General features: G+C 40.8%; 1 protein-coding gene. It reads right to left on the bottom strand.

Annotated features, from left to right (window positions below; translation table 11 throughout):
* A partial coding sequence (locus VTH8203_RS23175; protein ID WP_158296231.1) for a hypothetical protein occupies positions 1-1,163 on the bottom strand: 1,163 nt, incomplete at both ends.

Raw genomic sequence — 1,163 nt, 5'->3', positions numbered from 1 at the left:
TATAATCCGTACTTTGCGGCGCAGTTGCAATGATAGGATTGCCGCTGTCTTTGGCGTAATCATGAATGAGAAGATAACTTGTGACCATCTCATTCATCTTATCAAAATCATTAGGGGTAGCTTGATTTTGTGTAATAACACCATTCAGTTCATCGATCTGCTCTTGAGTTAGTGAGCTGAAACCTATTGCCGCATAATCTGTGCTACTAGGGGTAGTATTCGTTGCATCACGAACATAATCAACAAAGGTCCACCACTGCTCTATATAGTTCAGCTTCATCCAATCAATACCACTAAGTTCATTTAGATACCCACTGGTAGTATTTTGACGAATAAAAGCTACGCCTTCACTGCTAAAATAATCTTTTATTACTAGTGATATATTATGTGGCCATCGATTGGCTAGATGACGAGAACTGCCATAAGTCCAAGTGGGTACTGCAAGGTAAAGAGATTGTGTCGTTGCATTGCTGTTGAGCCGAATATCTGTTTTGATTAAATAAGAATATTCTTGATTAGTATCAACAGGAAGATTGTTAACAATTTCGGGGTGTAACGTATATGAAGCGTAGAAGTTATATTCATTTTGTGATTGTGGATCAAAGTAATTACGTAATCCATCGCCATCACTATCTTGGTTAATAAAATCCTGTAAATCAGAAAGAACAGTTAATGTCGGTTGTTGGTTCAATAAAGCACTGTTAAGGTAATTTCTCCTTTCCGGGAAATAGCCATCGTCAAGTGCAGTCTCAAATCCTAGCGCCTGATAGTGCGCCTCTGTCGGATTTTGTGCCAATGGATTGAAGGGAATAGCCGCATATTGTTGAATATTAGTAAACTCGCCAAATAAGGAGAGCGAACCATTGCCGACAGCACTAGAGAGTGCCGAAGTAGTATCTACACTGACATCGGTCACTGTAACGCCAAATGACCGAGTCTCGTTGGTTGTACTAGTAAAGTTAGAATCGGTATTACTATATTGAACGGCTTCGAGTGCGGTTTGGTAATCACTGATAGAGGCATCGCCCGTCAGCGTCAGTGTGTTATTGCTGGTATCGTAGCTTCCCGTGATACCGCCTGACGCAGTAAAACTTAAACTCTCATTGCTATTGGCGCCAATTAGCGTGATTTGTGCGCTGGCTATTGTGCTTGAATCAATATCG

The organism is Vibrio thalassae, from assembly GCF_900089835.1.
Taxonomy (GTDB): domain Bacteria; phylum Pseudomonadota; class Gammaproteobacteria; order Enterobacterales; family Vibrionaceae; genus Vibrio; species Vibrio thalassae.
This window is presented reverse-complemented; position numbering and strand designations above follow the sequence as displayed.